This is a genomic window from Pantoea sp. Ap-967 (assembly GCF_011752565.1).
Lineage (GTDB): Bacteria > Pseudomonadota > Gammaproteobacteria > Pseudomonadales > Pseudomonadaceae > Aquipseudomonas.
In genome coordinates this window covers 163,505-188,008 of the sequence record NZ_VWXK01000004.1, presented here as the reverse complement: position 1 = coordinate 188,008, position 24,504 = coordinate 163,505, and the positions used below count along the sequence as shown (strand labels likewise).

The 24,504-nt window shown below is 64.2% G+C and carries 25 protein-coding genes and 1 tRNA gene; 13 read left to right on the top strand and 13 right to left on the bottom strand.

Annotated features, from left to right (window positions below; translation table 11 throughout):
• Window positions 1-96 precede the first annotated feature (96 nt).
• The 4 genes from F3J45_RS06535 to F3J45_RS06520 form a co-directional block, all read right to left on the bottom strand.
• Entirely contained in the window at window positions 97-585 is a 489-nt protein-coding gene (locus F3J45_RS06535; RefSeq protein WP_167059125.1) for a GreA/GreB family elongation factor, read from the bottom strand.
• A 68-nt stretch (window positions 586-653) separates the two neighbouring features.
• The gene (locus F3J45_RS06530; protein ID WP_240164546.1) at window positions 654-1,016 is read right to left on the bottom strand and encodes a hypothetical protein; all 363 of its coding nucleotides are present in this window, start codon (window positions 1,014-1,016) and stop codon (window positions 654-656) included.
• A 162-nt stretch (window positions 1,017-1,178) separates the two neighbouring features.
• Window positions 1,179-3,032 (bottom strand): DUF4105 domain-containing protein, encoded by a 1,854-nt coding sequence (locus tag F3J45_RS06525; RefSeq protein WP_167059123.1) that lies wholly within the window; start codon window positions 3,030-3,032, stop codon window positions 1,179-1,181.
• A 75-nt stretch (window positions 3,033-3,107) separates the two neighbouring features.
• Window positions 3,108-3,596 (bottom strand): DUF3015 domain-containing protein, encoded by a 489-nt coding sequence (locus tag F3J45_RS06520; RefSeq protein WP_167059120.1) that lies wholly within the window; start codon window positions 3,594-3,596, stop codon window positions 3,108-3,110.
• Between the two features lie 253 nt (window positions 3,597-3,849).
• Between F3J45_RS06520 and F3J45_RS06515 the strand changes: the two genes are divergently transcribed.
• The 5 genes from F3J45_RS06515 (at window position 3,850) to F3J45_RS06495 (ending at window position 8,599) form a co-directional block, all read left to right on the top strand.
• Window positions 3,850-6,288 (top strand): Lon protease family protein, encoded by a 2,439-nt coding sequence (locus F3J45_RS06515; RefSeq protein ID WP_167059118.1) that lies wholly within the window; start codon window positions 3,850-3,852, stop codon window positions 6,286-6,288.
• Window positions 6,289-6,451: 163 nt separating this feature from the next.
• Window positions 6,452-6,790, top strand: coding sequence for a hypothetical protein (locus tag F3J45_RS06510; protein WP_167059115.1), 339 nt, complete (start codon window positions 6,452-6,454; stop codon window positions 6,788-6,790).
• Window positions 6,791-6,898: 108 nt separating this feature from the next.
• Window positions 6,899-7,387, top strand: coding sequence for a TIGR00645 family protein (locus F3J45_RS06505; protein WP_167059113.1), 489 nt, complete (start codon window positions 6,899-6,901; stop codon window positions 7,385-7,387).
• Between the two features lie 202 nt (window positions 7,388-7,589).
• The gene (locus F3J45_RS06500; RefSeq protein WP_167059110.1) at window positions 7,590-7,895 is read left to right on the top strand and encodes a DUF6482 family protein; all 306 of its coding nucleotides are present in this window, start codon (window positions 7,590-7,592) and stop codon (window positions 7,893-7,895) included.
• Window positions 7,896-7,981: 86 nt separating this feature from the next.
• On the top strand, window positions 7,982-8,599 hold the full coding sequence (locus tag F3J45_RS06495; protein ID WP_167059108.1) for an FKBP-type peptidyl-prolyl cis-trans isomerase: 618 nt from the start codon (window positions 7,982-7,984) through the stop codon (window positions 8,597-8,599).
• A 102-nt stretch (window positions 8,600-8,701) separates the two neighbouring features.
• Here F3J45_RS06495 and F3J45_RS06490 read toward each other — a convergent pair whose 3' ends face one another.
• The 3 genes from F3J45_RS06490 to F3J45_RS06480 form a co-directional block, all read right to left on the bottom strand.
• On the bottom strand, window positions 8,702-8,947 hold the full coding sequence (locus F3J45_RS06490) for a hypothetical protein (RefSeq protein ID WP_167059105.1): 246 nt from the start codon (window positions 8,945-8,947) through the stop codon (window positions 8,702-8,704).
• An 81-nt stretch (window positions 8,948-9,028) separates the two neighbouring features.
• Window positions 9,029-9,370, bottom strand: coding sequence for a zinc ribbon domain-containing protein YjdM (locus tag F3J45_RS06485; protein WP_167059102.1), 342 nt, complete (start codon window positions 9,368-9,370; stop codon window positions 9,029-9,031).
• Window positions 9,371-9,538: 168 nt separating this feature from the next.
• Window positions 9,539-10,507, bottom strand: a complete 969-nt coding sequence (locus tag F3J45_RS06480; RefSeq protein WP_167059100.1) for a polyprenyl synthetase family protein — start codon at window positions 10,505-10,507, stop codon at window positions 9,539-9,541.
• Between the two features lie 244 nt (window positions 10,508-10,751).
• Here F3J45_RS06480 and rplU point away from each other — a divergent pair, with 244 nt between their 5' ends.
• The 5 genes from rplU to F3J45_RS06455 all read left to right on the top strand — a co-directional run bounded on the left by rplU (window position 10,752) and on the right by F3J45_RS06455 (window position 14,442).
• On the top strand, window positions 10,752-11,066 hold the full coding sequence (rplU, locus tag F3J45_RS06475; protein WP_003247466.1) for a 50S ribosomal protein L21: 315 nt from the start codon (window positions 10,752-10,754) through the stop codon (window positions 11,064-11,066).
• 38 nt (window positions 11,067-11,104) lie between these two features.
• Window positions 11,105-11,362, top strand: a complete 258-nt coding sequence (gene rpmA, locus F3J45_RS06470) for a 50S ribosomal protein L27 (RefSeq protein ID WP_003247464.1) — start codon at window positions 11,105-11,107, stop codon at window positions 11,360-11,362.
• A 188-nt stretch (window positions 11,363-11,550) separates the two neighbouring features.
• The gene (cgtA, locus tag F3J45_RS06465; RefSeq protein ID WP_167059095.1) at window positions 11,551-12,780 is read left to right on the top strand and encodes an Obg family GTPase CgtA; all 1,230 of its coding nucleotides are present in this window, start codon (window positions 11,551-11,553) and stop codon (window positions 12,778-12,780) included.
• Between the two features lie 85 nt (window positions 12,781-12,865).
• Window positions 12,866-13,984: a glutamate 5-kinase gene (gene proB / locus F3J45_RS06460; protein WP_167059092.1), complete on the top strand. Its 1,119-nt coding sequence runs from the start codon at window positions 12,866-12,868 to the stop codon at window positions 13,982-13,984.
• Window positions 13,981-14,442, top strand: coding sequence for a CreA family protein (locus tag F3J45_RS06455; RefSeq protein ID WP_167059089.1), 462 nt, complete (start codon window positions 13,981-13,983; stop codon window positions 14,440-14,442). Before proB ends, F3J45_RS06455 begins: the two co-directional genes overlap by 4 nt.
• A gap of 124 nt (window positions 14,443-14,566) precedes the next feature.
• Here the strand turns inward: F3J45_RS06455 and mksF are convergent, their stop codons facing one another.
• From mksF to mksB, 3 genes are read right to left on the bottom strand one after another with little or no spacing between them, the layout of a single operon-like run.
• Window positions 14,567-17,398, bottom strand: coding sequence for an Mks condensin complex protein MksF (mksF, locus tag F3J45_RS06450; protein ID WP_167059086.1), 2,832 nt, complete (start codon window positions 17,396-17,398; stop codon window positions 14,567-14,569).
• Entirely contained in the window at window positions 17,395-18,102 is a 708-nt protein-coding gene (gene mksE, locus F3J45_RS06445; protein WP_167059083.1) for an Mks condensin complex protein MksE, read from the bottom strand. Before mksE ends, mksF begins: the two co-directional genes overlap by 4 nt.
• On the bottom strand, window positions 18,092-19,369 hold the full coding sequence (mksB, locus tag F3J45_RS06440; RefSeq protein ID WP_205300423.1) for an Mks condensin complex protein MksB: 1,278 nt from the start codon (window positions 19,367-19,369) through the stop codon (window positions 18,092-18,094). The genes mksE and mksB overlap by 11 nt, the downstream gene beginning before the upstream one ends.
• A 280-nt stretch (window positions 19,370-19,649) precedes the next feature.
• Here mksB and F3J45_RS06435 point away from each other — a divergent pair, with 280 nt between their 5' ends.
• Complete coding sequence (locus F3J45_RS06435; RefSeq protein WP_167059079.1) at window positions 19,650-20,438, top strand: energy transducer TonB; 789 nt, start codon at window positions 19,650-19,652, stop codon at window positions 20,436-20,438.
• On the top strand, window positions 20,435-20,890 hold the full coding sequence (gene rimI / locus F3J45_RS06430) for a ribosomal protein S18-alanine N-acetyltransferase (RefSeq protein ID WP_167059075.1): 456 nt from the start codon (window positions 20,435-20,437) through the stop codon (window positions 20,888-20,890). The genes F3J45_RS06435 and rimI overlap by 4 nt, the downstream gene beginning before the upstream one ends.
• Before the next feature lie 575 nt (window positions 20,891-21,465).
• Here the strand turns inward: rimI and F3J45_RS06425 are convergent.
• The gene (locus F3J45_RS06425; protein ID WP_167059071.1) at window positions 21,466-22,623 is read right to left on the bottom strand and encodes a hypothetical protein; all 1,158 of its coding nucleotides are present in this window, start codon (window positions 22,621-22,623) and stop codon (window positions 21,466-21,468) included.
• A gap of 67 nt (window positions 22,624-22,690) precedes the next feature.
• On the opposite strand from F3J45_RS06425, the gene F3J45_RS06420 reads away from it, so the two are divergent.
• On the top strand, window positions 22,691-23,275 hold the full coding sequence (locus F3J45_RS06420) for a D-Ala-D-Ala carboxypeptidase family metallohydrolase (RefSeq protein ID WP_205300422.1): 585 nt from the start codon (window positions 22,691-22,693) through the stop codon (window positions 23,273-23,275).
• An 88-nt stretch (window positions 23,276-23,363) separates the two neighbouring features.
• On the opposite strand, the gene F3J45_RS06415 is transcribed toward F3J45_RS06420, so the two are convergent.
• A tRNA-Met gene (locus F3J45_RS06415) sits at window positions 23,364-23,440 on the bottom strand.
• A 95-nt stretch (window positions 23,441-23,535) separates the two neighbouring features.
• On the bottom strand, window positions 23,536-24,468 hold the full coding sequence (locus F3J45_RS06410; protein ID WP_205300006.1) for a FecR domain-containing protein: 933 nt from the start codon (window positions 24,466-24,468) through the stop codon (window positions 23,536-23,538).
• Window positions 24,469-24,504: the final 36 nt, after the last annotated feature.

The window sequence follows — 24,504 nt, the reverse complement described above, 5'->3', positions numbered from 1 at the left end:
CGCTCCTACAGGGTACCCTCGCGGCCTGGCCGTTCATGGTTCGAGGTAGGAGCGACCAAGGGTCGCGATTGGGCCGCGCAAGCGGCCCCCAACACCTCACCCAATCTCGACAACCTCAATCACCTGATCCCCCACCGGCCTGCGCCACACCACCTCATCCCCAGGCCCCGCCCCGAGCAACGCCCGCCCCAGCGGCGACCCCCAGTTGATCATCCCACGCCCGGCATCGGCCTCATCCTCGCCCACCAGCTGCACCACCTGTTCCTGGTCGTGCTCATCGACGAAGCGCACCCGGCTGCCGATCTGCACCTTGCCCTGGGACGTTGCCGCCGGCACCACCTGGGCGCTTTGCACCCGGGCGCTGAAGTAGCGCAGGTCGCGCTCGGTATCGGCCAGGCGCTGCTTGTCGGCGCGGTCACCCTGGGCCTGCAGCTCGCTGCGCACGGCATTGAGCTGCGCCACCCGTTGCTGCAGCTGGTGCAGGCCATTGGCAGTGACGTAGTTGGGCTGGTCGCTGATGCGGCGCTCCACCGGCTGGTCTGCCTGGGCGGCGGCCTGGTCTTCGTTGACGAATGCTCGGCTCATGGTTGGCCTCCTGGGTGCAGAAGACCATGGTGGCAGGTTGGCGGTTTCAATGGATGTCCGTTTGCGACCTAATTGCGGCGGTAGGCACGTGCTGCGTCGCGGTCCTTTTCCTGCTGCCACTGGCGGTCGCGCTCGTCCCAGAACCGTTCGCGGTACTGGCGCTCGTCCTCGCTGTTCTGCATGGCCTGGCACTGGCGAAAGCCATCGTCCCAGCCGCTTTCGTAGGGGCGCTCGTGCAGGTAGCGCGGCACGTCCTTGCGAAAATCGCCAACCATCAGCCCGGCGGCCTGGCGGCCACTGCTGCAACCGTCCTGGAAGCCATCGGCGTAGGCGGGGGGATAACCGTGGTTGACCATCTGGTCGTGGGTGGTTTCGCAACCCGCCAGCAACAAGGCAATGAACAAGCCCAACCCGTACCGCGACATGACCACCTGAACCCCTGGAGAGATACCGCAAAGTCTAGGTGGCAATTTGTCAGGCCGATGTCAAAACAGTGTCAAAGAGTCGGTTGGGTCACAGTGTGGTCATCGAGCGCGGGGCAAGCCCGCACCTGTAGGAGCGGGCTTGCCCCGCGAATGGCCTCAACCCACGACTCAATAGTGATACCACTTCACCTCCAGCATCACCTCGTTCTGCGCCGTGGCCAGGTGGCTGTATTCACGCGATGCACTCAACCTCAGCCCCAGGTTCTGGCTGATTTCCCACTGTTGGTTCAGGCTCAGGCTGCGCCGCACTTCGCCATTGGTGAAGTAGTCGCCCTTGGCTTCCAGCGTCAGGTTGCCCAGCCCGTTGCGCCACAATAGCCCGCCGTTGAACCCCGCCGCCGGGGCGATGAACCCGGCAAAATCATTGTGGTGCTCGACCCGCACCGTGCCCAGGGCAAAGCCCAGCACGTTGTCGGCCAGTTGCCAGGTGCCGCCAGCGCCGCCATTCACATGGCTCACCAGCACTTCGTCATCATGCTTGCCCGGCACCCGCTCAAGACCACCGGCTACTTGCCAGGACCAAGGCTTGAGCAGCGCGTTGCGCGGCGTCAGCGAGCGGATGGTGGCCAGGTCCAGGCGCTGTACCTGCCAGTCGTTGCCTTCGTACTGGCGCAGCTTGAGCTGCAGGATTTCGATTTGCGCCCCCAGCGGGAAGCCATAGGCGTTGTCGTTGAGGTCGTGGTAGGCCATGCGCAGGCCGTACTCGGCGTAGGCACGGTCTTCGCGGGTGCCCACGCCCAGCTGCCAGGTGCGCGAATCGTGGCCGTCCTCGGGCAGGCCAGGGCGCTCGATCTGCAAGGGTGGTGGCGGGTTGCTGTTGATCGCCCGCAACAACTCGAAGCTGCGCTTGGCCTGCCCGGGGTCACGTTCCTGGCCGTTGGCCCGGTAACGCTCCAGGCGATAGGCCGCATCCTGCACCAAGGCCTGGCGCTCGCGGGGCAGGGCTTGGAATTCGGGGCTTTGCAAGTTCGTGGTGTCGGCACTGACGGCCAGTACCTGGCGCTTTTCTTCAGGCTCCAGTGGCTCTGCCCGGGCCAGCAGCTCGCGCTCACGGGAGGGGCGGTAGGTTTCGCTGGCCACCAGGCCAGACTGCTTCACCGCCTTGACCGTGTCGGTGGGAATGGCGGTGAGCGGGAACTGCGAGGTCAGGTCCAGGCTTGGCCGGGCGACCTGCAGCAGTTCCAGCAGGCGATACGAGCAGTTCTCGTCGAAGAAGAAGTAATCGAACTGGATCTGCTTGAGCTCCCACACGTGCTCGACCATGCGCCCGGTTTCTTCCGGCGTCAGGTCCAGTTGGTATTCCCACAGGTCGCGGTTTTCCAGGCTGCGGTATTCGGAGAGTTTTTCCTGGTAGGGCATCAGCGCGAACAGGCCCGGGTAGCCGCCCATCAGGCCCTTCCAGGCATACAGGATGCTGTTGTCGCTGCCCTCGATGTAGGCGCCGAAGTTGATGGCGTAGCTCAGCAGGGTGGTGTCGTCGCTGCGGGTGTTGGACTGGTCGATGCGCAGCAGGGTGTGGCCGAACATCGACGACGGGCTGTTCAGGTAGGCGGCCGGGAAAATCAATGCGGCGCTGTGCGGGTCGACCGATTCATACCAAGCCTTGAATGCCTGGCAGTTGGGTTGGGGCAGGTTCTGCAGGCCAAGTTGCTCGCGTAGCCAGCGGGTGCGCGCGGGGAAAACGCACTGGGCGTGCTGGTCGCCAAGGCTGGCCGGGGCATACAGCGCCTGTACCGTGGCCCGTAGTTCCTGGTCGGGGTGGTGTGCGCCGTCTTCGGCGAGGAAGAACTTGCGGTCGTCCACATAGCTGCGCCAGCCGCCAAGCTTGGCGCTTTCGTAATGCCCCAGGGCATGCCAGTAGGGCGTGTTGGCCAGTTGGCGGACCTGGCCATCATCGAGCAAGGGCGTGGCGTGAACCGGGGCGCAGGCCAGCAGCGCCAGGGAAGCGAGGCATTTGAGCATATCGGGCAACTACTTCTGAACGATGCCGAAAAAAGGTGAAGCCCGCCCCAGTGGCCGGGGCGGGAAGCACTGCACTCAGGCCTCGGTGGCGTACTTGGCCAGGCGTGGGTCGTTCTTCAGAACGGCCAGGGTGTTGCTGTGGACCGTTTCGGCAGTCACGTCGGCGCTGCTGAAGATCTGGTTGAAGTGCTGATGGGTAACCGAGTTGAAGTAGGCGCGGTCCTGTGGGGCAACACCGAGCACCACGGCATAGGTGGTCAGGGCTTCGCCTTGGCCCATGGCCATGTCTTCGGACAGCTCGTTCATCATGCCATTCATGGCGAACCACGACTTGCCACCGTAGGTCAGCGAAGCCTTGGTGGAGCAGCCGTTGGTGCCGGAGGTCATGCCGAAGGTGGCGTTGCCGGAGGTGCCGTTGGTGGTGGAGGCCAGGAAGTGGGCCGGCGTGCCGCGCTGGCCTTCGAACAGCATGTTGCCCCAGCCGCAGTTCGGGCCGCCTGGCGCCTCGGCCAGGGCATTGAGGGAGACCACGGTGAACAGAGTACCCAGAAGAATCCGTTTCATAGCGTTTTTCTCTATTTGTCTTAACCAAGGGTCAGGGATACTGGCAACTCGGTTGCCAGGTCGGGAAAGCGTTTCACCCACCCGCGCAGCTTGGAGTTTAGGCATGATCTAAAGGTTGCGTTGTTGATTGCGAAAAATTTGCACGCAGATGACGGCATCGCCGCTGCGACATAAAGTCCTGCCGAGCCTTGCAAGGCGCGCGCGGGCAGCGCCAGAATGCTGCGTATCTGCCCCGCCGAAGTAAGGAAACCCAATGCCCGATCCTGTCGCTGCGCGCCTGCGTCTCGCGCCTGAAGCCCTGACCCGGCGTTTCTCCCCCGAGCAGTTTGCCTTTGCCAATACCGACGATCTGGAGCCGTTTCGCGGAGTCCTGGGCCAGGAACGTGCTGTCGAGGCCCTGCAGTTCGGCGTGGCCATGCCGCGCCCTGGTTACAACGTGTATGTGATGGGCGAGCCGGGCACCGGTCGCTTCTCGTTCGTCAAGCGCTACCTCAAGGCCGAGGGCAAGCGCCAGCACACTCCGGCCGACTGGCTGTACGTCAACCACTTCGACGACACCCGCGAGCCCCGCGCCTTGGAGCTGCCATCGGGCAGTGCGGCCGAGTTCATCACCGACATGAACGGCTTGATCGACAACCTGCTGGCAACCTTCCCGGCCGTGTTCGAGCACCCGGCCTACCAGCAGAAGAAAGGCGCCATCGACCGTGCCTTCAACCAGCGCTACGACCGCGCCCTGGATGTGATCGAGCGTGCTTCGCTGGAAAAGGACGTGGCCCTCTACCGCGACGCCAGCAACGTGGCCTTCACCCCGATGGCCGACGGCAAGGCGCTGGACGAGGCCGAGTTTGCCCAACTGCCGGAGGCGGTGCGCGAGCAGTTCCACGAAGACATCGCCCTGCTTGAGGAACGCCTCAACGAGGAGCTGGCCAGCCTCCCCCAGTGGAAGCGCGAATCGAACAACCAGCTGCGCCAGCTCAACGAAGAAACCATCACCCTGGCCCTGCAGCCGCTGCTGGCGCCGTTGTCGGAAAAGTACGCCGAGAACGCCGCCGTGTGCGCCTACCTGCAGTCCGTGCAACTGAACCTGCTGCGCACGGTGGTCGAGCAACTGGTCGACGACAGCAAGACCGACGCGGTTGCCCGCAAGCTGCTCGAAGAGCAGTACGCGCCAAGCCTGGTGGTGGGCCACCATGCCGATGGCGGCGCGCCGGTGGTGTTCGAGCCGCACCCCACCTACGACAACCTGTTCGGGCGCATCGAGTACAGCACCGACCAGGGCGCCCTTTATACCTCCTACCGCCAGCTGCGCCCCGGCGCGCTGCACCGCGCCAACGGCGGCTTCCTGATTCTCGAAGCCGAGAAGATGCTCGGTGAGCCGTTCGTCTGGGATGCCCTCAAGCGCGCCCTGCAGTCGCGCAAGCTGAAGATGGAATCGCCGTTGGGCGAGCTGGGCCGCGTGGCCACCGTCAGCCTGCAGCCGCAGATGATTCCGCTGAACGTCAAGCTGGTGATCATCGGCTCGCGCCAGCTGTACTACGCGCTGCAGGACCACGATTCGGACTTCCAGGAGATGTTCCGGGTGCTGGTCGACTTCGACGAAGACATGCCGATGGTCGACGAGAACCTGGAGCAGTTCGCCCAGTTGCTGCGTACCCGCACCAACGAGGAGGGCATGGCGCCGTTGACCAGCGATGCGGTGGCGCGCCTGGCCACCTACAGCGCCCGCCTGGCGGAAAACCAGTCACGCCTGTCGGCGCGCATCGGCGACCTGTTCCAGCTGGTCAGCGAGGCCGATTTCATCCGCCAGCTGGCCAGTGACGAAATGACCGACGCCGGCCACATCGAGCGTGCGCTCAAGGCCAAGGCCACCCGCACCGGGCGTGTGTCGCAGCGGGTGCTCGACGACATGCTCGCCGGCATCATCCTGATCGACAGCGAAGGCGCGGCCATTGGCAAGTGCAACGGCCTCACCGTGCTGGAGGTGGGTGATTCGGCGTTCGGCATGCCGGCGCGCATCTCCGCCACCGTGTACCCCGGCGGCAGTGGCATCGTCGACATCGAGCGCGAGGTCAACCTTGGCCAGCCGATCCACTCCAAGGGCGTGATGATCCTCACCGGGTACCTGGGCAGCCGCTACGCCCAGGAATTCCCCTTGGCGATCTCCGCGAGCATCGCCCTGGAGCAGTCCTACGGCTACGTGGACGGCGACAGCGCCTCGCTGGGCGAAGCCTGCACGCTGATCTCGGCGCTGTCGCGCACCCCGCTCAAGCAGTGCTTCGCCATCACCGGCTCCATCAACCAGTTTGGTGAAGTGCAGGCGGTGGGTGGGGTCAACGAGAAGATCGAGGGCTTCTTCCGCCTTTGCGAAGCCCGTGGCCTGACCGGCGAGCAAGGGGTGATCATTCCGCGTGCCAACGTCGCCACCCTGATGCTCGACGAGCGCGTGCTGCAGGCGGTGGAGAGCGGCATGTTCCACGTCTATGCGGTCAGCCAGGCCGACGAGGCGCTGAGCCTGCTGGTGGGCGAGGAGGCCGGGGTGCTGGATGACAAGGGCCTGTTCACCGAGGGCAGCGTCAACGCCCGGGTGGTCGAGCGCCTGCGTGAGATCGCTGAAATGATCAGCGAGGAAGAGATCGAGAAGGCGGAAAAGGAACGCCTGGAAGAGGTAATTGCCCAGGCCAAGCCGGCCTGAGTCAATAAACCGGCGCTGGCGGCCATGTGCTACCGTTCAGCGCCGGTTTTCCATCTTTTCAGCCGTTTCCTCTATGCTGGAACTTAGGACGGTATCAGGGTTCAGGATGGAAACAGCCTGGGGGTTCCGGGCTGACACAGGGCTTATTGGAGGGGACGCGGCCATGCGCAACCTCAGCCTTACTCGCCAGTGCCTGGGCCTGGTGACCCGCATCGAATGCAGCATCCGCCCACTGGCCGGCGACAATGGCATGTGGACCTTGCTGTTCGCCGCCGGCATGGCCGGTGAACAACCCTCGGCGATCAAGTCCCAGGGCCCGTTCCATGGGCCGCTGGTGGCTGAATCCGTGCTCAATGCCATCGTCGACAGCCTGACCTTGCACGGCTATCAGGTGGCCGAAGACCCGCAGATCTGGTGCCTGCACCTGCAGGCGCAGTTGCGCCGGATCAACGGCGAGCGCTGCCGTAACCTCGGGGACTATCAGTTCCATCCTGAAACCTGAGCATACATCCTGCTCGCTGCGGCAACTGGCCGCAGGCTTTTGCTGTCACAGGTGGCTGGCTATACTCGCGCTCGATTTTCCAGTCACCTGACGAGTCCCAAACCCTCCATGGAACGTTTTCTCGAAAACGCGATGTATGCCTCGCGCTGGCTGCTCGCACCCATCTATTTCGGCCTGTCCCTGGGCTTGCTGGCGCTTGCGCTGAAGTTCTTCCAGGAAGTGGTCCACGTCCTGCCCAACGTTTTCGCCCTCAGTGAGGCCGACCTGATCCTGGTGATCCTGTCGTTGATCGACATGTCGCTGGTGGGCGGCCTGCTGGTGATGGTGATGATTTCCGGCTACGAGAACTTCGTCTCGCAGCTGGACATCGACGAAAGCAAGGAAAAGCTCAGCTGGCTGGGCAAGATGGACTCCTCGTCGCTGAAGATGAAGGTGGCAGCGTCCATCGTGGCGATTTCCTCCATCCACCTGCTGCGGGTGTTCATGGATGCCCAGAACATCTCCACCGACTACCTGATGTGGTACGTGATCATCCACATGACCTTCGTCATCTCGGCCTTCTGCATGGGCTACCTGGACAAGCTGACCAAGCACTGAGGCCTGTGAGGGTCCTTGTGGGAGCGGGCTTGTCGAGGCGTCGAACCGCCGCGAACACGGGCGCAGCCCGTGCCATCCATTGCGGTGCCTGCTTCGCGGGCAAGCCCGCTCCCACACCAACTGACGAGCGGGGTCTTGTCTAATCCCCCTGCCCGTACAAAAAATGAGCACTCATGCGTGGTTCCCATCGCGAGGTGATCTCATGAACCTGCATCAACTCAACTCCGAGGCCAGGGCAGGCCATGTCGACGAACTGAACCTGATCGCCATCGAAGGCGGCGACTACCTGATCGAGGCGCGGGTCAAAGGCCATGCGCACCCCCTGGCCGATATCCGCGGCGAACGCCTGCGGGTGCATTCGGTGGAAGATGCACGCACCTTGTTGCAGACCATCCCGATGGTTTCGATGAACCTGGTGCATTGGTCGGTGCAGGATGAAATGTGCGGCATGGGCTCGCACCCTGAAGAAGACCTGAAGGTGCCGATTTCCCAGCGTTCGGCCTGGTAGCTGCTCGCGTTGCTTCCAGTGTGCTAGGCTGCTCGCCCTTTTCATCAAGGGCGCGGCCTCACTGCGCCCTGCAGTGGAGCATGACAATGTCCGAACTCAACCTGTCCACCGACGAACTGCGCGTCAGCTACGGCATCGGCCGCCAGCTGGGCGGCCAACTGCGCGACAACCCGCCACCGGGCGTTAGCCTGGAAGCCATCCTGGCCGGCCTGACCGACGCCTTCAACGGTGCCGACAGCCGCGTCAGCGAAGCCGACCTGTCGGCCAGCTTCAAGGTGATCCGCGAAGTGATGCAAGCCGAAGCGGCTGCCAAGGCCGAAGCGGCCGCTGCCGCTGGCAAGGAATTCCTGGTCGAGAACGCCAAGCGTGACGGCGTCACCACCCTGGCTTCGGGCCTGCAGTTCGAAGTGCTGACCGCTGGCGAAGGCGCCAAGCCGACCCGCGAAAGCAACGTGCGTACCCACTACCACGGCACCCTGATCGACGGCACCGTGTTCGACAGCTCCTACGACCGTGGCCAGCCGGCTGAATTCCCGGTGGGTGGCGTGATCGCGGGCTGGACCGAGGCCCTGCAACTGATGAATGCCGGTAGCAAATGGCGCCTGTACGTGCCGAGCGAGCTGGCTTACGGCGCCCAAGGCGTTGGTAGCATCCCGCCGCACAGTACCCTGGTGTTCGACGTCGAGCTGCTCGACGTTCTGTAATGCCTGCTTAAGGCCATTCGCGGGGCAAGCCCGCTCCTACAAGGATAGAGGTTTCCTTTGCAGGAGCGGGCTTGCCCCGCGAAGAGGCCGGCCCTGCCAGCCTCAATTCCAATCCGCTCCCCCAGGGCGCAACGCCCGCGCATAGCAGAACAGAAACAAATTGCGCACCAACTCCTTGAGCACGATCGGCTCGCTCGAATTCAACCCGTTCAGGTCCAGGTCACCCTGGTCGCGCAGCTCGTCCAGCGCTTCTTCTTCAAGCACCGCACACACCTCACCGGTTTCCCGGTGAAGAATGCGCAGGTAGGGATGGGGGCGGTCCAGCCAAGCGTCGATCAGATAAGTCATGGCTATTCTCCTTGGATACCAATTCCAATGAGAATAATTCTTATTATCATAATAGCAAGTGCCAATTGGCGGAATTTGTAATCAGACCTTACGGACGAACTCGGATTTCAGCTTCATCGCCCCGATGCCGTCGATCTTGCAGTCGATGTCGTGGTCGCCATCGCACAGGCGGATGTTCTTGACCTTGGTGCCGACCTTCACCACCAGGGACGAGCCCTTGACCTTGAGGTCCTTGATTACGGTGACGGTGTCGCCGTCCTGCAGCACGTTGCCGACCGAATCCTTCTTCACCACGTCATCGCTGGCAGCTTCGGCTTCGCCGTTGGCCGACCACTCGTGGGCGCACTCGGGGCAGACCAGCTGGGTGCCATCCTCGTAGGTGTATTCGGAATTGCATTTGGGGCAGGGTGGCAGAGTGCTCACTTCGGATCCTTAAAACAGACGGGCGGTTAAAAGCCCACAGTGTATAAGGTTTTGCCGGGGAAGTGTTTTTGTCCGTACAAAAGCTTCGCGGGGCAAGCCCGCTCCTACAGGGAACGCATATCCTGTGTAGGAGCGGGCTTGCCCCGCGAATGAAGGCGACTCGGTCTATCAGTGGGTACGGGCGACAGCAAACTCGCTCAGCTCAACCAGCGCATCCCGGCATTCACTGGCCGGCAGCACTTCCAGGCAGGCGATGGCACGTTTGACGTAGTCACGCGCCAGCTCGGCGGTGTACTTCAATGCGCCCGACGCTTCGACAGCCTCGCGAATCTGCTCCAGATCCTCCAGGCCACCCTTCTGGATCGCCTTGCGCACCAGTGCAGCCTGCTCGGGCGTGCCTTCGCGCATGGTGTAGATCAACGGCAGGGTCGGCTTGCCTTCGGCCAGGTCGTCACCGACGTTCTTGCCCAGGGCATCGGCATCGCCTTCGTAGTCGAGCAGGTCGTCGACCAGCTGGAAGGCCACCCCCAGGTGGTCACCGAAGGTGCGCAGCGCCTCGCGCTGGGCATCGGTGGCGCCGGCCAGTGCGGCGGCGCTGTGGGTCGAGGCTTCGAACAGCATCGCGGTCTTGCCGCGAATCACCTCCATGTACACCTCTTCGGTGGTGCTGGCGTCGCGTACCCGCGACAGCTGCAGCACTTCGCCTTCGGCGATCACCCGGGTGGCCTTGGAGAGGATCTGCATGACCGGCATCGAGCCCAGCTCGACCATCATCTCGAACGAGCGCGAATAGAGGAAGTCGCCCACCAGCACGCTTGGCGCGTTGCCCCACAGGGCATTGGCAGTGGAGCGGCCACGGCGCATGCCAGACATGTCGACCACGTCGTCATGCAGCAGGGTCGCGGTGTGCAGGAATTCGATGGTCGCGGCCAGCAGGCGCAGGTCGTCGCCCTCGCGGCCCAGGGCCTTGCCGCACAGCAGCACCAGCAGGGGGCGCAGGCGCTTGCCGCCGGCCGACGTGATATAATCGCCGATCTTCGATACCAGCGGCACGCGCGAGGTCAGCTGCTTCTTGATGATCTCGTCGACGGCGCTGAAATCGTCAGCTACCGCGCGGTAGAAGGATTGGGGTTGCATCGGTTGCTCCAGTGAGGTTGCGCGGCATGCTAGGTCGCAGGTCCCGGTGTGTCAAGGCGCGGTGCCAGCGGGCCGGGGGCGGCACTTGCAAGCAAAACGCCGGTTGCGTACAATCGCGCACCCTAACTTCCTGGGCAGCACCTGCCTTACGCAATTGCACAGGGCCGTTCCAGCCCCGTGCAGCCATGCCAGCCAATACTCATCATATAAAGCGCTGGGTGAGCAGGATTATCGGAGAAATACCATGTCTTACGCAGTAATCGTTACCGGCGGCAAGCAGTACAAAGTCGCTGAAGGTGAATTCCTCAAGATCGAAAAACTGGAAGTCGCCACTGGCGAATCCGTAACCTTCGATCGCGTTCTGCTGGTTGCCAACGGTGAAGAAGTCACCATCGGCGCACCAGTCGTCGCCGGCGCTAAAGTGGTTGCCGAAGTCGTTTCGCAAGGCCGTCACGACAAAGTGCGCATCATCAAGTTCCGTCGTCGTAAGCACCACATGAAGCGTATGGGCCACCGCCAGTGGTTCACCGAGATCAAAATCACCGGTATCCAGGCTTAATCGCCTAGGTCCCCTGAATTTATTTGGAGAATTGAACCATGGCTCACAAAAAGGCTGGTGGTAGTACTCGTAACGGTCGCGACTCAGAATCGAAACGCCTTGGCGTGAAGATGTATGGCGGCCAGGTTATCAAGCCAGGCAACATCATCGTCCGTCAGCGCGGCACCGAATTCCACGCTGGCTACGGCGTTGGCATGGGCAAGGACCACACCTTGTTCGCCAAGATCGAAGGCGTGATCAAGTTCGAGAAGAAAGGCGAGTTCATGCGCCGTTACGTGAGCATCGTCGCAGCCTAATCGCGACGTCGCTCCAGAAGCCCCGTCATGCGACGGGGCTTTTTCGTTTGTGGTGAGCCTCTTGCAAAGCTGTTTGTATGGGCTGCCGGCGTGGTTTTCTACGGTCGTACGGGGCCGCCGCGCTCATTTTTGCAAGAGCCTCAGGTTTTTTAGGTATTCAGCTCGCCCGCAGGCGAGAGGCGGTTTTAATGAAGTTTGTTGACGAAGTATCCATTCGGGTCAAGGCCGGTGACGGCGGCAACGGTTGCATGAGCTTCCGTCGCGAGAAGTTCATCGAGAACGGTGGCCCCAACGGCGGCGACGGTGGTGACGGTGGTTCGGTGTACATGGTGGCCGACGAAAACCTCAACACCCTGGTCGACTACCGCTACACCCGTCACCACGAAGCCCAGCGCGGCTCCAACGGCGGCAGCACCGACTGCACCGGCAAGAAGGGCGACGACCTGTTCCTGCGCGTGCCGGTCGGCACCACCGTGATCGACGCCTCGACCCAGGAAGTGATCGGTGACCTGATCACCCCTGGCCAGAAGCTGATGGTCGCCCAGGGCGGCTGGCACGGCCTGGGCAACACCCGCTTCAAGTCCAGCACCAACCGTGCACCGCGCCAGACCACCCCCGGCAAACCGGGTGACCAGCGCGACCTGAAGATGGAGCTGAAGGTGTTGGCCGACGTTGGCCTGCTGGGCCTGCCGAATGCTGGCAAGAGCACCTTCATTCGCTCGGTGTCGGCTGCCAAGCCGAAAGTCGCCGACTACCCGTTCACCACCCTGGTGCCGAACCTGGGCGTGGTCAGCGTCGACCGTTGGAAGAGCTTCGTCATCGCCGACATCCCCGGCCTGATCGAAGGCGCCTCCGACGGTGCTGGCCTGGGCATTCGCTTCCTCAAGCACCTGGCGCGTACCCGCGTGCTGCTGCACCTGGTCGACCTGGCGCCGCTGGACGGCAGCAGCCCGGCCGATGCCGCCGAAGTCATCATCAACGAGCTGACCCGCTTCAGCCCGTCGCTGACCGACCGTGAGCGCTGGCTGGTGCTGAACAAGTCCGACATGCTGATGGAAGACGAGCGCGACGAGCGGGTCAAGGAAGTGGTCGAGCGCCTGCAGTGGGAGGGCCCGGTCTACGTGATTTCGGCCATCTCCAAGCAGGGCACCGAGCAGCTCAGCCACGACCTGATGCGCTACATCGAAGACCGCGCCGACCGCCTGGCCAACGACCCGGCCTACGCCGAGGAGCTGGCCGAGCTCGACCAGCGCATCGAAGACGAAGCCCGCGCCCAGCTGCAGGCCCTGGACGACGCCCGTACCCTGCGTCGCACCGGCGTCAAGAGCGTGCACGACATCGGCGATGACGACGATGGCTGGGATGATGATTTCGAGGACGACGAAGACGGCCCGGAAATCATTTACGTGCGCGACTGATCGGTTGCAGTACACTAAACGCCGCTCATTGGAGCGGCGTTTTTGTATCCACGGTATCTACAGATTCGACATAGGTTGGAAGAAGATGCGAAGCAAGGTGACGGGCGCCAAGCGCTGGGTCGTGAAGATTGGCAGTGCCCTGCTGACCGCCGATGGCAAGGGCCTCGACCGCGGCGCCATGGCCGTGTGGGTCGAGCAGATGGTCGCGCTGCGTGAAGCGGGCGTGGAGTTGGTACTGGTGTCCTCCGGGGCCGTGGCTGCCGGCATGAGCCAGCTGGGCTGGACTTCGCGACCCAGTGCAATGAACGAGCTGCAAGCGGCCGCCTCGATCGGCCAGATGCGCCTGGTGCAGGCCTGGGAGTCGAGCTTCGGCGAGCACGGCAAGCACACTGCGCAGATTCTTCTGACCCACGACGACCTGTCCGACCGCAAGCGTTACCTGAACGCCCGCAGCACCCTACGTACCCTGGTGGACCTGGGCGTGGTGCCGGTGATCAACGAGAACGACACCGTGGTCACCGACGAGATCCGCTTCGGCGACAACGACACCCTGGCCGCGCTGGTGGCCAACCTGGTGGAAGCCGACCTGCTGGTGATCCTCACCGACCGTGACGGCATGTTCGACGCCGACCCGCGCAACAACCCTGAAGCCCAGCTGATCTATGAAGCCCGCGCCGACGACCCGTCGCTTGACGCCGTGGCCGGCGGCACCGGCGGCGCGCTGGGCCGTGGCGGCATGCAGACCAAGCTGCGCGCTGCGCGCCTGGCGGCCCGTTCCGGCGCCCATACCATCATCATTGGCGGGCGCATCGAGCGCGTGCTGGACCGCCTGAAGGCCGGTGAGCGCCTGGGCACCCTGTTGTCGCCCGAGCGCGGCATGCTCGCGGCGCGCAAGCAGTGGCTGGCTGGTCACTTGCAAACCCGCGGTACCCTGGTGCTCGACGCCGGCGCCGTGCAGGCGCTGCGCGAAGCCAACAAGAGCCTGCTGCCGGTGGGCGTGAAAACCGTGCAGGGCAGTTTCCGTCGCGGTGAGATGGTGGTGTGCGTCGGCCCGGATGGCGGTGAAGTGGCCCGGGGCCTGGCCAACTACAGCGCGCTGGAAGCGCAGAAGATCATCGGCCAGCCCTCCGACCAGATCGAGGCCGTGCTGGGCTACATCGCCGAGCCTGAGTTGGTGCACCGCGACAACCTGGTGCTGGTATGAAGAGGCTCAAGCGGGCAGTGGCCCTGGCAGCCTTTGCCCTGCCGATGCTGGCCGGGGCCGAGGAAATCGGCCAGGTGTCCACGGTGTTCAAGTTCCTGGGGCCGAACGACCGTATCGTGGTCGAAGCGTTCGACGACCCCAAGGTCGAGGGCGTGACTTGCTACCTGTCGCGGGCCAAGACCGGTGGCGTGAAGGGTGGCCTGGGGTTGGCCGAGGACCGCGCGGAGGCGTCGATTGCCTGCCGTCAGGTGGGGCCGATCAACTTCAAGGGTGAGCTCAAAGATGGCGAGGAGGTGTTCAAGGAGCGCACCTCGCTGGTGTTCAAGACCATGCAGGTGGTGCGCTTCCTGGACAAGAAGCGCAATACGCTGGTGTACCTGGTGTACAGCGACCGCATCGTTGAAGGTAGCCCGCAGAATGCGGTGACCGCGATTCCGATTTTGCCTTGGAATCATTGAGGGCCCAGGGGAGGCCTTTGGCCTCCATTCGCGACCTTTGGTCGCTCCTACAGGGAGATGCAATTTCCCCGGTAGGAGCGACCAGAGGTCGCGAAGGGCCGCAAAGCGGCCCCTTGCACCTGAATCAGGCCAACTCCTCGGCCTGATCCTCACGCACAACCGCCTTCACCTCATCCAGCCGGCTGATGTACTTCCAGTCCGCCTCGTCGATGTAGATGCCATTCGGCCCGCTGCCACCTTCCAGGTCAATCGCCACGCGCGCCGACACCTGCGGCTTCACGCTCGCCAGAATCGGTACGAAGCCCAGTTGCAGGCTGGTTTCCAGCAGCGCCGCCTGGTTGCGTTCGTCGATGTCCGCCGCCTCGTCCAGGTAGTACGGCAGGCGAATGCGCCCGGCCAGGTCGCGGTCCATCAAGTGCAGCAACAGGTACATGTTGGTCAGCGCCTTGATGGTCATGGTGGTGCCGTTGGACGCCGCGCCGTCGATGTCGGCGTGGATGATCGGCTGGCCATTGACCTTGGTGATCTCGAACGCCAGCTCGAACAGGTCTTTCAGGCCCAGCTGGTTGTGGTTGGCGGCCACCAGGCGGGCCAGGTATTCCTTGGCCTCTTCGTTCTTGTTGTCCTGCTCGGCGCTCTGGGTCAGGTCGAACACCGACAGGGTTTCGCCTTCTTCGTACTGGCCGGCGCTGTGGATGATCTGGTCGATGTGCTTGAGCGCTTCCTTGTTCGGTGCCAGCACCACGCGGAAGCTTTCCAGGTTGGACACCTGGCGCTTGTTGATCTCGCGGTTGAACAGGGCCAACTGGTGTTCCAGGCTGTCGTAGTCACTGCGGATGTTGCGCAGGGTCCGGGCGATGTCGGTCACTGCGGCGCGGCGAGCCTTGGCCAGGGTCAGGGCCTCGTCGGTGCGGTGCGCATAGGCGTTCACCAGCAGCTGCAGGCGGCGCTCCATGTCGTCTTCGCTGTCGAACTTGGCCACGCCCTTCAGGCGCACCTGGGCGTATAGCGCCTCGATCTGGTTGTCGACGCGCTGCAGGCCCTGCCAGCTGTCCTGGTAGTCGTTGAGCAGTGGCAGCAGGTTGTCCATCGAGTCGTCGATGGCTTCCATGTACGGCGTGCCGTAGGGCAGGTCGGCTGGCAGCAGTTGGCGGCGGCGCAGGGCGTCTTCCAGGGTGCGCTGCTTGGACTCAAGGTCACCGATCTGGCGGCCGACCAGCTGCAGCTTGGCCGACAGCTGCTGAACGCGCTCGGTGAAGGCGTCGCTTGAGCGCTTGAGCTCGTCCTGGGCAGCTTCCAGCTGGGCCAGTTGCTCCAGCTTCTCGGGTTCCTCGGCGGCCAGGGTTTCGCTGCGGCGGAAATCTTCCAGGGCCTTTTGCGCATCCAGCACCTGCTGGTACAGGGTTTCGGTCTGGGCCTTGGAGGCGGAGCGGTCGGCGGCAACCGATTGCTGGGTCTTGAGCTGCTTGAGCTCTTTTTCCAGGCGCTCTTTCTGGTCGCGCAGGGCGGCGCGGTCGGCCAGGGCCTGCAGGGCAGGCGGGTCGATGTGGGTGAGGTCGATCGACAGGCCCGGGGCCTCGAAGCGCTCGCCCTTGAAGCCGTCGAGCACCGCTTCCAGGGATTTCACCCACAGGTCGCTGTCGTCCAGCTCGATGCCACGGTCGCCCAGCGGCAGGCTGAACAGCGCGCCGTTGAACAGGCGCATCAGGCGGTCGACGTCCTGCTGCGAGAACTCTTCGCGCAGGCGTGCATAGCTGTTGTTGTCGGCGTGGTCGAGCTGCTGCTTGACCTGCTTCAGGCGTTTTTCCAGGTCGCGCACGCGCTCGTCGAGGTCTTCGGCGCTGAACTGGCGCGACTGGGCCAGGGCACCGGCCAGTTCGTCGTGGGCGTCCTTGGCCGCCAGCAGCCCTTGTTCCAGCACCTTGACGTCATCGACCAGGGCAAAGCGGTGCTTGAGCACCGACAGCTCGCCAAGCCAGCGCTGGATACCGGTGATTTCACGCTCCAGGCGCATCAGTTCCTGGGTGCCACCGCGCTGGTCGTTCTGCAGGCGGTCCTGCTCGCCACGGTAGTGCTCGGCCTGGATCACCAGCTCTTCCTTGCGCGCCATGGCGTATTCCTGCCAGGTGCCGAGCAGGGTGTCGAGCACCGGCGAAATGCGGTGCAGCTTGCCGCGCAGGATGTCGCGCTGGGCCACGCCGCCGGCCAGGGCCTCGACCAGTGGGCCGGCCGCGACCAGGGCGTTGTAGTCCTGCTCCATGCGGCGCACGTCGCGGAAGGCTTCCTCGCAGGCGGCGATGTAGTCGACGCTGCCCGAGCGCAGGCTGTGCTCGAAGGCGTCGAGGAACAGCTGCTTGAGCTTGGCGGCGGTGATCTCGCGCATGTGCAGCAGGTTGATGAACAGCGCGCGGAAGGTTTTCAGGCTCTGCTCGCTGGTTGAGCGCAGCGGAATCAGGGTGAGGTCGAGCGGGCAGGTGGAGTGGCCGCCCACCAGCAGCCGGCGCAGTTCGTCCGGCTTCAGTTCATAGGCCTTCAGGCCCAGGCGCTCAAGGTTGGTGAACAGCTCCTTCTGGCGCAGGCAGGTGTCGTTCTTCTGGTAGTGGGCCAGATCCAGCTCGCCTTTGTAGGCAAAGAACTGGTGGCCGAAACCGCCGCCCGGGCCGCGGCCGACCACGCCGATCACGTGCGGGCCGTGGGGCAGGTTCAGTTCGCAGAGGATGTAGGACGTATCGCTGGCGAAGTAGAAGCGGCGGGACTGCTCCAGGCTGTACTTGCCGAAGCTCATGTCCGACATGCGCGCCAGAATCGGGAACTGCAGGGCGTTGATCGACGCCGATTTACCCAGGTTGTTGGCGCCGTAGACCGACAGCGGGTGCTCCAGCGGGAACAGGCCGAGGCTGTAGCCGGCGGTGTTGAGCAGTGCGAAGCGGCGGATGCCGTAGCGTTCCTGGCTCATGCGTCAATCTCCTGTTGCTCTTCGCGGATGGCCCGGGCCAGGGCGTCCTCTTCGCTTTCCTCGCCGTCGAACGGGCTGAGGTCGAGCGGGTCGTCGGTGCGGTTGAGTTGTTCGGGGCTTTCTTCCACCACCAGCTCCGGAGTGGGCAGTGGCAGGTCACTGTGCAGGCTGGCGGCCAGGTCGCGGTCCTGCTGCACCGACAGGCACACGTCGAGGAAGCGGTGCATCGGCGGCAGGAAGCGGTAGATGCCGCCTTCCTCATGGGCGAAGCCCAGCTGGGTCATGCGCCGCATGATCTTTTCTTCAAGCTCGTCCACCGTCTGCACTTCGGCCTGCAGGAACAGGTCGCGGTACTTGTCCAGCAGCGAGGGCAGCTCGTCGCGGCCGATGCTGCCGCCGTCGAGCACGGCCATCGGGTCGCGGCCCTGGTCGGCCAGGTACTCGACCAGGATGAAGGTGAACAGCGACAGGCGCTGGGCGGTCTTGTTGACCTGCGCGGCAGCCTGCTCGGGCACGAAGTAGTAGAAGCCGCGGGTATCGCACACCAGCTCGAAGCCCAGGGCCTTGAACAGGGTGCGGTACTGGTCCTGGAAGTTCGACAGCTGGGCGTACATTTCAGGGTCGCGGCGGCTGACGTGGAAACCCTTGAACAGCTCGCGGAAGATCGGCGCGAGCTGGGACAGTTCGGAAAGATCAAGATGCATTGGCTGGGCTCGCGTTGGTTTCAGGTTGCGCTTCGCGGCTGGATGTCAGGGCGAAGGAGCGCAGGCTGACCAGGTGTTCCTGGGTGGTGTACTCGCGCCGTTCCAGGCGTTCGCGCTTGAAGCGCTTCTCCCGCGACAGGCGCGAGAACCAGTACAGCAATTCGTCGGTGGCGCCGTCGGGCTCCTGGTCCAGCAGCCAGACCATGAGGTCGGGCAGCGGCAGGGCGTCTTCGCAGCGCTCGAGCATTTCCTTGACCGTGCGCGGTGCGCGCGGCAGCGGGCCTTTGTGGGTCTTGTGCGCCTTGGGGAACTTGGCAGGCTTGGGCTCGAAGCGGGCCAGGGCATAGACGTAGGCCTCGACCTGGCTGGCGCTGCCGAGGAAGGTGCTTTGCGGGCGGGTGAACAGCGGCATGGCCGCTTGCGGCACGGCGTCCAGGCCCTTGCGCCGGATCACCGACAGGGCCAGGGCGGCGCCGCGGGTCACGGCGTTGTGCCGGCGCGCTTCTTCACGCAGCGGCAGCAGCAGTTCCCGGGCGTGGCGCAGGGTGAGCTGGGCGCTGGTCTGCATTTCGAGGATGCGCGCGTGGGTGCGCAGCAGCATGTCGTCGTCGACCAGGTGGCCCAGGCGCGCCTGTTCGCCCAGCAATTTGAGCAGCACCGTCTCGACCTTGCGCACGCCCTGTTCGAAGGCGCCGTCGGCGTTCACCAGCTGGATCATCGGCTCGACGTATTCGTCCCAGGTCGCCAGCACTTCGGCGTAACGCTGGCGCAGCGGAATCTGGCGGTTGCTGGTCTTGGCCCGTTCGGCCACGGCCACCAGGGCCTGCTCGTCGTTGTCGAGCTTCTTCAGCACGTCGCGCACGCGCATGTCGAGCAGGCGCAGCTGGCGGGCCAGGTCGTCGCTGTCGCGGTTGTCGAAGGCATCCTGGATATGCCCGGCAAGGCGCTCCAGGTGGCGCAGGTAGGCCTCGATCTCCAGGCACAGGCCCAGCCGGTGCTCGCGGCGCAGGTAGGCGAGGAAGTCGTGGATCTGGGCGTTGAGCTCGAAACGGTTCGGGCTCTTGGCCACCGGCACCAGGATATCCAGGCGGATCCACACGTCGAGCAGCTGGGTGATGTCCTGCGGCGTGCTTTCCACCTGCTGGCGGCCCAGTTGCTGGCGCAGTTCCACCAGGCTCAGGGTGCCCTGGTCGAAACGCTCGCACAGCGGCTCGATCAGGGCCCAGTGTTCGGCTAGGGCGCGCAGGACGCGCTTGGGTTCGATCATTGGCGTCTACTCGTTGCCAAGTAAAAAGGGGGCGATTGTACTTCATCCGGAGGGGAGGATTTCACCCCTTGGTCTGTAATGAGGTTTTTGCGGCATGCAGGCCTGCACAAATCCGGTAGGAGCGAGCGAAGCTCGCGATGCAGCGCGCAAGCGGTGCCCGATCTCAAAGCTTTGCGCGCGCCTACGGGGTTTGCGCTCGGTCGCACGGGCGATGCAAAAAAAACCATGCCTACGTTAGAATGCCCCCTCTCTTTGTGCCCGCCTTCCGGACCCCCGAGCCTTGCTGACCGAACCCCGCCGCCGCGCCTACCTTTCCGCCATGCAAGTGGTGCATTGGCTGCCGCGTGCCGAACTGCCGTTCGCTGCGCCCTCGCGCCCCGAGCTGCTGCTGCCGCAAGCGCCGGTCGAAGACATCGAATTCGAGGCCCGCCCGGCTGCGCCGAGCGCCAGCGACGCACCTGTCGCGCCGCAGGCCCGTTCCGGCGAGCGGCCAAAAATCGAAATCCCGCGCCCAGGCACGGCGCCCAAACCTGCCGCCAAGCCCGCAGAGCCCGAGCAGGCTGCCCCCGCGCCGCGCCCGGCCCCGGTGGCGCCGCCGCGTTTCGCCCTGCAGCTGCTGCGTGCCGGCAGTTGCCTGCTGCTGGTCGAGCTGGCCACCGGCCAGCCGTTCCAGAGCCGCGACCCGTCCTACCTGCTGCTCAAGGACATGCTGCGCGCCGCCGGCCTGCCAGATGCCCCGCAGATCATCGGCGAACCGGTGCGCTGGCCGCTGCTGGTGCGCGGCAACATGGACCAGGGCCCGGATGCCGCGCGTGATTTCGTTCAGGGCTTTATCCAGGCCCGCCTGGAAGAAGTGCCCAGCAGCGTGCTCTGGCTGGTCGGCCTGCCGGCCCTGCGCTTTGCCGCCAATGCCGACGCGGGCGCCTACTACCAAGTGCTCAAGGTCGACGGCCTGGGCGATGCCTGGGCGCTGCCGGGCCTTGAACTGTTGATGGACGAGCCGCAGCGCAAGGCGCACGTCTGGCAAGCGATGCGCCAGCTGATGGCGCGCTGGAAGAGCGTTGAATGAGTGAGTCGATCAGTTTCCGCCCAATGACCGAGGCGGATCTGGATGCCGTGCTGAAGATCGAATATGCCGCGTTCAGCCACCCCTGGACCCGCGGCATTTTCCAGGACGCGCTGAAGTCCTACGAGGTGTGGTTGATGTTCGACGGGCAGCAGCAGGTGGGGCATGGGGTGATCAACGTGATCATCGACGAGGCGCACCTGCTGAACATCACCGTCAAGCCCGAGAACCAGGGCTGCGGGCTGGGCTTGAAGCTGCTCGAACACCTGATGGCGCGCGCGTACCAGCTCAATGGGCGGGAGTGCTTCCTTGAGGTGCGGGCCAGTAACCAGTCGGCTTATCGCTTGTACGAGCGTTATGGCTTCAACGAGATTGGTCGGCGGCGTGATTACTACCCGGTTGCCGGGGGGCGTGAGGATGCCCTGGTGATGGCCTGTACCCTGCTTGAAGATTGAGTAAGCCTGTACCGGCCCTTTCGCGGGGCAAGCCCGCTCTCATGGAACAAATTGCAAATATCTGATTTAACAGAGAATCCTGTAGGAGCGGGCTTGCCCGCGAACACCGGCGAAGCCGGTGCCATGCACCGCGTCGCCTGCTTCGCGGCGGTTCGACGCCTCGACAAGCCCGCTCCCACAGGACCCGGTAGGAGCGAGCGCAGCTCGCGATGGGCTGCAAAGCAGCCCCAGCACTATGAGCTGCGAGGCTGAAACCCTGGGGCCGCTGCGCGCCCCATCGCGAGCTGCGCTCGCTCCTACCGGGGGCTGGAAGTGGGCGCTTGATCGGCAGCCCAGGGTTGTGGTGTAGGTCAAGCGCTGGTGTTCGCGTATCGCATTTTTGGGCACTCACGCATTGCGGCGCGACTGCTGGCACGGTTCCCTGCGCGACAGCGCAGCCCGTAGGGCTGGGTAGACTCTCATGGAACAAATCATAACTATCTGATTTAACGAAGAACCTGTAGGAGCGGGCTTGCCCGCGAACACAAGCGGAGCCGGTGCCATTCACCGCATCGCTTGCTACGCCGGCAAACCGATCACAACTCGCGCGGCACAACCTCGACCGGCTTCTTCAGGTCCCGCAAGCTTCGGCTCGTCTCCCCGGTATTGCACTTGGCCGCCGCCTGCTCCGGCGTGAACGAGCGCACTGTGCGGAAGAACAGCTCGCACGTCTGCTTCTTCTGCGTCACCTGCCATTTATTCGAGCAGGCCTGCAGCGTTTCTTTCGGGTCGGCCTCCGGGTTGCTGCCCATCCCCGCCTGCCAGCAGGCTGCCGTCAAATCCTGCCCCATCATCTTCAACCCCGCTGCATCGGCTGCGTCCTCGTCACCGCCATGGTTGGCCTTGTCGGCGGTGTACCAGATCGCGCTGGGGTGGTTGGAGCCCAGTACCGGCACCTGTGCACCGGGTTGCGGGCTGATGCTGGCCAAGCCCAGCACGTCCACCTTCGGCCCGTACTGCTGCTGGATCCAGCTGCGCACCGGCGCGCCGAAGGCGACCATCGGCAACGGCTTGGCAGCGCCAGCGTCGGTCATTTCCCGGACCATGCGCACCTGGTAATCCTGGAAGTAGCTGTAGGTGTCGGTGAGTGTGGCGCCGGCGCTTGCAGGGGCGGCGATCGGGGCGATGTCGATGATGGTCTGGTAGGCCGGCGTCTGGCTGGCCTCGATGCCGTTGAAGGTCAGCAGTTCGGCCCAGCGGTCGGTGGTGTTGGAGCGCAGGTAGTCCTGGGCCTGGGTCAGCGAGTAGTCTGGCGGGAAGTGCAGCAGCTCGATGCTGCGGCGGTTCTGCAGGGCCATGCCCAGGGGCAGGAACAGGTACCAGTCATAGGCCCACTTGCCGTCCTGGTTCAAGCGGCGGGCGCCTTCATAGGCCAGCTCGCCGCTGTCGAGCAGTTGGCGCAGGGGCTCGGCGTAGCTGGCTGGCACTTCGCTGATGGTGGCATGCAGGCGCTCATGCTCGCGGCTGACCGTCACCTTGGCGTTGGCGTGGCCGTCGCGCTGTACGCTCTGGGTCAGGTAGTGCTCGACCGTTTGTTCAAGTGTCCAGTTGCGATAGCAGATCACGTGGCAGTTGTTGGGAAAGGCGAACAGGCGGGTGACGCGCTGGGCATCACCCAGGTCGATGCGTGCGTCGGCCAGGGCCAGGCCACTGCAGGCGAGGGCGGCCAGGCTGGATAGGGCAATCTTGTGCATGCTTAACTCCTTGTCAGTGGCCGCCAGGGCTGGTGGCCGTGCTCATACTGGGGCAGGGGGCAGGGGAATGAGAAGAGCAAGCAGGCTGTTGCTGGCTGCAGGTGTGCTGTCGAGCACAATGGCATTGGCGGACGAGCGTGACCTGTGGATGTTCGCCCAGTGGGCGGGTGACCATCAGACCCGGCCGTTTCGCGAGATGCTGGTGCAGGCGCGTTTATATGGCGTGGTGCCTATCCATCAACTGCTGCGTTCGGCGTCGGACTGGAAGCTGTGCCATGCCTCGCCGTTTGCCGTGCCGCCAGCGGCGAACTGGCCTGCGGTACGCTCCACGCTGTCGTTGCTCGCTGCCTTGGGTGAGCAGGGCATTCTGCGCCAGTTCGAGGTGGTGTCGGCTTACCGTGACCCGGCGCTCAACCGCTGCGCCGGTGGCGCAGCAGGCAGCGCCCACACCCGCGCCTTCGCGGTCGATGTGCTGCTGCCGGCGTGGGCTGACCCTAACCCGCTCTGCCGCTTCTGGCAGCAGCATGGCCAGGACTGGAACATGGGCCTGGGGCGTTACCCGAGTGGGCGCATTCATATCGATACCGCGGGTTATCGCACCTGGGGTGGGGATGGCAGCAGTGGCTCGTCGTTTTGCAGCAAGCCCAGTTGATCAGGCTGGGCGTGCGTTGATGAAGGGCAAGATCTTTTTCGCAGGCAAAGAAAAAGGGCTTACCTTGCGGTAAGCCCTTCGTCTTGTTTGGTGGCTACACAGGGACTTGAACCCCGGACCCCAGCATTATGAATGCTATGCTCTAACCAACTGAGCTATGTAGCCGATGGGGCGCATTATTCCCTTGTGATGGGCCTGTGTCAACACTCATTTCAAAAAAAATTGCACGCCTTTCAAAAACTTAGCGGCCGACCCCGGTTTCAGCGCACGATCAGCCACTGCCCGAGCACGCCGTGCAGCTGCAAATGCTGCTCGCCAGCCAGTGCCTCAAGCGTCTGGCCTGGGCGATCGAGGTTGAAGTCACCGCTGATGCGGCGGTAGGCGGTTTGTTCGTCCATCAACCAGACCCGTCGGCCCTGGTAGCTGGCCAGGCGCTGGATAACCTCGCCCAGGGGCATGTCGCTGGCGTGCAGCTGCCCATTGCGCCAGGCGTCTGCGGTTTTCACATCCGCCTTCTGCACCGGGTTGATCCGCGCCTCTGTAAAGGTCACCCGCTCACCCGCCGACACCATGCGCTGGTCGCCGCCCTGGCTGATCATGGCCTTGCCGCTGAGTACCACCAGTTCGTCATGGTCGGCATACCTCGCCACCATCAGCCGCGTGCCGAATACCTGGATGCGGGCATCGTCGACCTGCACCTCCATGGCGCGGCCATCGAGCATCACCTCCAGGTACACCTGGCCCTGCACCAGGTGCAGCTGGCGGGTACGGCCACGCAGGTCGACATTCATCGCGCTGGCGCTGTCCAGGTGCAGGGTCGAGCCGTCGGCCAGGCGCGTGCTGCGCCGTTCGCCCACGTCGGTGTGCAACTCGCAGGCCAGGCGTTGCATCAGCGGCCAGTAAAGGTAGGCCAGGGCGCCCAGCACCAGCAGGAACAGCAGCGCCAGCCACTTGCCCAGGGAGCTGCGACGCAGGCTGAACTGCCGCGGCCGTGGGCGGGCAGGGGGGGCCTGCAGTTGTTGCCAGCGAGCCTCCAGCTCAGCGTAGGCGTGCGCGTTGAGCGGGTCCTGGCACCAGCGAGCGAACACCTGGCGTTCGCGTTCGTCGCAACCGGGTTGGCGCAGGCGGGCAAACCATGCCAGTGCTTCCTGCTGCGGGTCGGCCTCAATCGGCGTGGCGGGCATCGGGCTCATGGGTCGGGGTGCTCGCAAGAGGGCGGTTTGGCCCAA